Annotated in this window: 6 protein-coding genes; 4 read left to right on the top strand and 2 right to left on the bottom strand. The window is 65.7% G+C overall.

Annotated features, from left to right (window positions below):
* From D769_RS20270 to def, 3 genes are all read left to right on the top strand, one after another.
* The coding region (locus tag D769_RS20270) for a cell division protein ZipA C-terminal FtsZ-binding domain-containing protein (RefSeq protein ID WP_040011164.1) at window positions 1-985 on the top strand (985 nt) is incomplete at its 5' end.
* A gap of 11 nt (window positions 986-996) precedes the next feature.
* Window positions 997-3,153: an NAD-dependent DNA ligase LigA gene (ligA, locus tag D769_RS20275; protein ID WP_008648930.1), complete on the top strand. Its 2,157-nt coding sequence runs from the start codon at window positions 997-999 to the stop codon at window positions 3,151-3,153.
* Window positions 3,154-3,176: 23 nt separating this feature from the next.
* Window positions 3,177-3,710, top strand: a complete 534-nt coding sequence (gene def, locus D769_RS20280; RefSeq protein ID WP_008648931.1) for a peptide deformylase — start codon at window positions 3,177-3,179, stop codon at window positions 3,708-3,710.
* Here def and D769_RS20285 read toward each other — a convergent pair.
* A complete protein-coding gene (locus tag D769_RS20285; protein WP_008648932.1) occupies window positions 3,698-5,140 on the bottom strand; it encodes an MFS transporter in 1,443 nt (480 codons plus the stop codon). The two genes, def and D769_RS20285, sit on opposite strands and share 13 nt — an antisense overlap.
* A gap of 119 nt (window positions 5,141-5,259) precedes the next feature.
* Here D769_RS20285 and D769_RS20290 point away from each other — a divergent pair, with 119 nt between their 5' ends.
* Window positions 5,260-6,171 (top strand): helix-turn-helix transcriptional regulator, encoded by a 912-nt coding sequence (locus D769_RS20290; RefSeq protein ID WP_008648934.1) that lies wholly within the window; start codon window positions 5,260-5,262, stop codon window positions 6,169-6,171.
* Window positions 6,172-6,234: 63 nt separating this feature from the next.
* Here the strand turns inward: D769_RS20290 and D769_RS20295 are convergent.
* Window positions 6,235-7,118: pseudouridine synthase (locus D769_RS20295; protein WP_008648936.1), on the bottom strand; the 884-nt coding region annotated here is incomplete at its 5' end.

Genomic DNA, 7,118 nt, shown 5'->3' on the forward strand with positions numbered 1-7,118 from the left:
GGTGGCGGACGAGGTCGCTGTAGCCGCCTCGCCAGCGGCGGCGCATGCCGCCAAAGACGTGACACCGGCCGAGGCCGACGAACAGGCGGAAGCCCAAGAGGCGCCTGCCCGCGCGCAGCCTGCCGAGGCCGAGACCCTCAATGGTCAGCCCACGCCTGCGGTGATTGACCCGTTGATCGACTGCATCGTGCCGATGCATCTGGAACGCAAAGCGTCGGGCGATCGTATTTTGCCGCTGACGGGCCGTCTGCGTCGCGCCGGTACCAAGCAGGTGCATATCGAGGGCCTGCGCGTCGAATCCAACGCGTGGGAAGCCGTGACCGCAGGTCACCAGTACGAAGACATCCAGGTGGCCGTGCAACTGGCGAATCGCAGTGGTCCGCTCAACGCGCTTGAATTCTCCGAATTCGTCAACGCGGTGGAAGCCCTGTCCGAATCGCTCGATGCATCGGCGGACCTGCCGGACATGACCGAGACCGTCGGGAATGCGCGCGAACTCGACGCGTTTGCGGCGGGCGCGGACGTGCAGCTCGGCGTGAACGTGATCTCTGATGGCGCGCCGTGGTCGGCCGCCTATGTCCAGACGGTGGCGACGCAGGACGGGCTGGTGCTGTCGCGCGACGGCACACGCTTCATCCGCTATGAACCGGGCGCCGACGGCGTGCAACGGCCGCTGTTCACGCTGCAATTCGGCGATACCAACTTCCTGCGCGACGACCTGACGTTGAGCGCCGGCCGACAGATCACGCTGCTGCTCGACGTGCCGCAGGCATCGCAGGCGGCCAAGCCGTTCAAGACCGTGTGCGAATACGGGTACAGCCTGGCCCAGCGCATGGGCGCGCAACTGGTCGACGACAATATGCGGCCGCTGACCGAGGCGTCGTTCGTGGCGATCTTCGGTCAACTCGAGAAGTTATACGAGAAGCTGGAATCGCGCGGAATGCCCGCCGGATCGCCTGTTGCCGTGCGCTTGTTCAGCCAGTAACGGAGCCAGTCATGACCGCCAAGAAACAAGGCGCGCAGGCTTCGGCCTCCGCGCCGTCCGGCGCTTCCCCCGCCGAGCGCGCGCAATGGTTGCGCGAAGAACTGGAGCGCTACAGCTACCAGTATTACGTGCTCGATGCGCCGACGATTCCCGACGCCGACTACGATGCGCTGTTCATCGAGTTGCAGGCGCTGGAAGCTGAACATCCCGAACTGCTGACACCCGATTCCCCCACGCAGCGCGTGGGTGGCGCTCCGTTGTCGGCGTTCGATTCGGTGCGCCACCGCGTGCCGATGCTGTCGCTCAATAATGGCTTCGAGGACGAGGACGTCATCAATTTCGACCGGCGCTGCGCGCAGGGCCTCGGCCGTGCCACACCCGCAGCACCCGCGACACCCGCCGCGCCGGTTGACGATCTGTTCAGCGCGGCCGATGCCGCCGAGGCAGCCGCAAGCAACGCCGGGAATACCGTCGAGTACGCCTGCGAGCTGAAGTTCGACGGGCTCGCGATGTCGCTGCGCTACGAGAACGGAACGCTCGTGCAGGCCGCCACGCGCGGCGACGGCGAGACGGGCGAAGACGTGACCGCGAACGTGCGCACGATCAAGGCGATTCCGCTCAAGCTGCGTGGCAATGCCCCGTCCGTGCTGGAGGTGCGCGGCGAGGTGTTCATGTATCGCGCCGATTTCGACAAGCTCAACGCGCGCCAGGCCGAATCGGGCGAAAAGACATTCGTCAATCCGCGTAACGCGGCGGCGGGCAGCCTTCGCCAGCTTGATCCGCGTATTACGGCCAAGCGCCCGCTTTCGTTCTTTGCCTATGGCGTGGGCGAGATGGAAGGCGTCGACCGTCCGGTCACGCATAGTGCAATGCTTGACGGCTTTGCCAAGCTCGGTTTGCCTGTTTGCGACGAGCGGCGAGTGGTCCGGGGCGCCCAGGGCCTGCTGGCATTCCATCGCGAGGTTGGCGAGCGTCGTGACCAGTTGCCGTACGACATCGATGGCGTGGTTTACAAGGTCAACGCGATTGCCGAACAGGAACAGCTCGGCTTTGTCTCGCGCGCCCCGCGTTTCGCGCTGGCGCACAAATTTCCTGCGCAGGAGATGACCACTACGGTCGAGGACATCGAGGTTCAGGTTGGCCGCACCGGCGCGATCACGCCGGTGGCGCGACTGGCGCCAGTGTTCGTCGGCGGGGTCACCGTGACCAATGCCACGCTCCACAACGAGGACGAGATCCGGCGCAAGGACGTGCATATCGGCGACACGGTGATCGTGCGCCGCGCGGGTGACGTGATTCCGGAGGTGGTTGCCGTGGTGCTGGAGCGCCGCCCGGCGGACGCCCGTGCGTTTGTGATGCCGACTGAATGCCCGGTCTGCGGATCGCACGTGGAAAGACTCGAAGGCGAGGCGATTGCACGCTGCACGGGTGGGCTGATCTGCGCCGCGCAACGCAAGCAGGCGCTGCTGCATTTCGCGCAGCGTCGGGCAATGGATATCGAAGGGCTGGGCGACAAGGTGGTGGAGCAACTGGTCGACCTGGGCATCGTGCGCACGCCTGCCGATCTCTATAAGCTCGGCGTGGCGAAGCTCGCGGCGCTGGACCGGATGGCCGACAAGTCGGCATCGAATCTGGTGGTGGCGATCGAGCAGTCGCGCGAGACCACGATGAACCGCTTTATCTTCGCGCTCGGCATCCGTCATGTAGGAGAAGCGACGGCCAAGGATCTGGCCAAGCACTTCGGCAAGCTGGACAACCTGCTGGCCGCGGACGAGGCCGCCTTGCTCGAAGTCAACGACGTGGGCCCCGTGGTGGCGCAGTCGATCGCCAACTTCCTTGCAGAACCGCACAATGTCGAGGTTATCGAACAGTTGCGGGCGGCGGGGGTGCACTGGGCGGAGACAGAGCCGACCGCGCGTGCGCCGCTGCCGCTGGCTGGCAAGACGTTCGTGCTGACCGGCACGCTGCCGACGATGTCCCGCGAGGACGCCAAGGAGAAGCTGGAAGCCGCTGGCGCCAAGGTGGCGGGTTCGGTGTCGAAGAAGACCGACTACGTGGTGGCCGGGGCCGAGGCGGGCAGCAAGCTCGAGAAGGCGCAGACACTGGGCGTGGCGGTGCTGGACGAGGAAGGGATGTTGAAGTTGCTGGCCGAGGCCGGCGCAGCCTGATACGGAGAGAGGGAGAACGCGCAATGATCCGGGACATTCTGAAGATGGGCGACGCACGCCTGCTGCAACAGGCGCGCCCCGTGACGCAGTTCAACACGCCTGAACTGCGCCTGCTGATCGACGACATGTTCGACACGATGGAACATGCCAACGGCGCCGGCCTTGCCGCGCCGCAGATCGGCGTGGACCTGCAGGTGGTGATTTTCGGTTTCGATCGCAACCCGCGCTATCCCGACGCACCGACCGTGCCGAAGACCGTACTGATCAATCCGTCCCTGGAACCGCTGTCCGACGAGATGGAAGATGGATGGGAAGGGTGCCTCTCGGTGCCGGGCCTGCGCGGCGTGGTGCCGCGCTACACGCGGCTGAAGTACACGGGCTTCGACATGATGGGCAACAGGATCGAGCGCGTGGCCGAGGACTTCCATGCGCGCGTGGTGCAGCACGAGTGCGATCACCTGATCGGCGTGCTGTATCCAATGCGGATCAAGGACTTCACGCGCTTCGGTTTTACCGAGATCCTGTTCCCCGAACTACCACCCAATTACGACGACTGAGGCGAAGCGCACGCGGTGATTGCCGGCTGTCCATGCCGGTTGTGATAGACCAGCGCAGCGGCAACCAGGATCGTCATCAGGCACAACTCGGCGGCGAGGCTGGCCAGCGCCGCATCGAGATAAGTCGCGGCGTGATGCAGTCGCTGCGCGAATACCGTGCCGAGCAGGGCCGAGCCGAGTCCAAGCGAGGCCTGCTGAACCGTGGCCAGCGCGGCGCTGCCCGCGCCGGCCTGGTCGGTGGGAATGTCCGCCAGGCCAATCCGGTAGAAGCACCCGACCACCAGCGCATTGCCGAAGCCGATCAGCAAGCTTGGCGGGGCGAGCGTCAGGATGTCCGGGTGGGGCCAGGCGTGCCGCAGCACGTAGGCGAGCACCACAACGCCGGCCATCTGTGTCACGCATCCGACTATCAGCACACGCGTGCGGCCCCAGCCGTTCACCACGCGTGGGCTCGCCAGCGATCCCGCAATGAAGGCCAGCCCAAGCGGAATGAACGTGTTGCCCGCCATCGTGGGCGTCATACCCACGCCACCCTGCAGCGTTAGCGCCAGCACGAACATCAGGCCGCTCCAGCACGCATAGAAGAGTACGGCGACGATAAAGCCGAAGCGCACGCTGGGCAGTCGCAGCAACGATGGTGGCAGTAGCGGATGCACGCCGCGGCGTTCCTGGCGCAGTTCGATGTGCCAGAGCAGCAGCATCAACGGCGCCGTGGCGGCCAGAACGGCCAGCACGGGCCACGACCAGCGAAACATGGGTCCCAACGCGATCGGAAGCAGAATCGCCAGGATCACGGCAGCCAGCAGCACGGTGCCCGGGGCGTCGATGCCAGTGGCGTTCTCACGCCGGGTCTCGGGGATCACGCGCGGCGAAAGAACCAGGATGGCCAGGCAGATCGGCAGGTTGATCAGGAACGCGTTGCGCCACCCCAGGCCGCCGATGTCGGCGTCGACCAGCAAGCCGCCCAGAACCTGCCCGATGATGAACGCGATGCCACCAATCGACGCGAACAGCGCCAGGGCACGGGAGTGGGCGTGTCCACGCAGGCCGACGTGAATCGTCGCCAGAATCTGCGGCACGAGCAGCGCCGCCGCCGCGCCTTGCAGCGTCCGCGCGATCAGCAGCGACAGCATCGAATCCGCCACGCCGCACAGTAGCGACGCGACGCCGAAGAGCAGCACACCGACGTTGAAGATGCGACGGCGACCGTAGTTGTCGCCGAGCCGCCCGCCCATGGCCAGGAAGACGGCGAATGCCACGCCGTAGACGGCCACCATCAGTTCCAGTTCGGACGGCGTCGCTCCCAGGGAGTGCTCGATAGGGTGTAGCGCCACATTGACGATCGAAAAGTCGATCTGTGGCAGTAGCTGGCCGGCCAGCAGGACGTAAAGTCCGGCTCGACCGAGGGTGGGGGCGGGGGATGTTTGCATGGCGGATCTGGCCTCGACAACGCTTGAGGACCGGAGTATGGTGGGTCGATCAGACTGGTACAAGAGTCCAGTTAGACTGGTATAAATTGTGTCAGCCTAGGCAAACGGAGTGACTGATCATGAATGCTCGCCAGGAACCGGGTGTCCTGCTCGATGTGGATGGCTACGAGGAGATCGAGGGCACCGGCAGGGAGGTGGAACTAGGCGCATTCCTGCGCGCCCGGCGCGAGAGCCTGGATCCGGCGCGGCTGGGCCTGTCGCGCATGGGCCGGCGGCGCACGCCCGGCTTGCGGCGCGAGGAAGTGGCCGCGATGGCTGACATCGGCATCACGTGGTACACGAAGCTGGAGCAGGGCCGTCCGATCCGGGTATCGCCGAAGGTGCTCAATGCGGTTGCCGCAGCGCTGCAGTGTTCGCCCTCGGAGACCGAGCATCTGTTCACACTGGCTGGCATGCAACGTCCGGCGCCACTCGCGGGGACGTCGGTCTGCGAAACGGTGTCCGCCACGACGCAACGGATCCTCGACCAGCTCGATCCGATTCCCGCCCTGGTGCAGAACGCGCGATTCGACATCGTCGCGCATAACGATGCCTATTGCCGCCTGCTTGGCGTCGATCTGCCGGGCCTGCCGGTCGAGGATCGCAACTGTGTCTATCTGGCGCTGACACATCCGGCCTGGCGCGCGATCGTGGTTGACTGGCATGGCATGGTTGCGAACATGGTGGCGCTTTACCGGGCCGCGATGGCCGAGCATGTGCACGATCCTGTCTGGGAAGCGCAACTCGAGCGCTATATGGCGGTGTCGGCGCTATTCCGGGATCTGTGGCAGCGTTATCAGGTGCGCGGTATCCAGAACCACGTCAAGCAGTTCACCCATCCGGAAACGGGGGCTTTCAACCTGACGCAGACCAACTGGTGGACCGCGCCGCGTAACGGCGCGCGGCTGCTGGTCTATGTGCCGGCTGATGAGTCGGCCGAGGAGGCGCTGCACAAGCTGCAACCGGTGACCGGGAAGCGCGCAGGCGTTTGAGTGATGGATGGCTATTCCTCCCCCCGCTGACGGGAGAGAGGAATAGCCGGCAGGCGCCGCCGATCAGAACTTCTCGAAGGCCCCCAGGAAGCGCCACTGGCCCGGCGGCAAGTCGCCGAGCACCACACGGCCCATGCGCACGCGCTTGAGGCCAACCACCTTCAGGCCGACCTGCTCGCACATCCGGCGAATCTGACGCTTGCGGCCTTCACGCAGCACGAAGCGCAGTTGCTCCTCGTTCTGCCAGCTGACCTTGGCGGGCTTGAGCGCCACGCCGTCCAGCGACAGACCATGGCGCAGACGCTCCAGCATGTCATCGGGGAACACGGCACTGATATTGCGTTCGACCAGACCCTGCGGCGACTCCCACTCCACACGCACCAGATATTCCTTCTCGACATTCGAGTCGTCGCCGATCAGCGCGCGTGCAACGCGGCCATCCTGGGTCAGCACGAGCAGCCCGGTCGAGTCGATGTCGAGCCGGCCCGCCGGTGCGAGATTCTTGCGTTGCCACGGGGCGAAGCGCTTGCGCGTGGGGTCCAGTTCCCATTGGTTCTCGGGCGCGAACAGCACGGCCGCCGGCTCATAGCCATCTTCGGCCTGGCCGGAGACATAGCCGACCGGCTTGTTCAGCAGCACCGTCACGCGCTCGCCTTGTTCCGAGCGCGCGGCCTGCAGGATTTCGATCTCCGCTTCGGGACGAATGCGCGTGCCGAGTTCGGTCACTGGTTTGCCGTCGACGAGCACCCAGCCACGCGGAATCCATTCATCGGCCTCGCGGCGCGAGCACAGGCCCAGTTCGGACATGCGCTTGGAGAGGCGGACGAGGCCGTCTTCATGCTCGGAGACCGGCTGATGCGCTTCGGCGCGCGGTGCCGGGCGTTCGGTGCGCTCACCACGGGCGCGGTCGGCGGAGTCGCTGAAGCGGCGTGCCGGGGCGTCACCAC

The sequence above is a fragment of the Cupriavidus sp. HMR-1 genome (genome assembly GCF_000319775.1).
GTDB classification, from domain to species: Bacteria; Pseudomonadota; Gammaproteobacteria; order Burkholderiales; family Burkholderiaceae; genus Cupriavidus; species Cupriavidus metallidurans.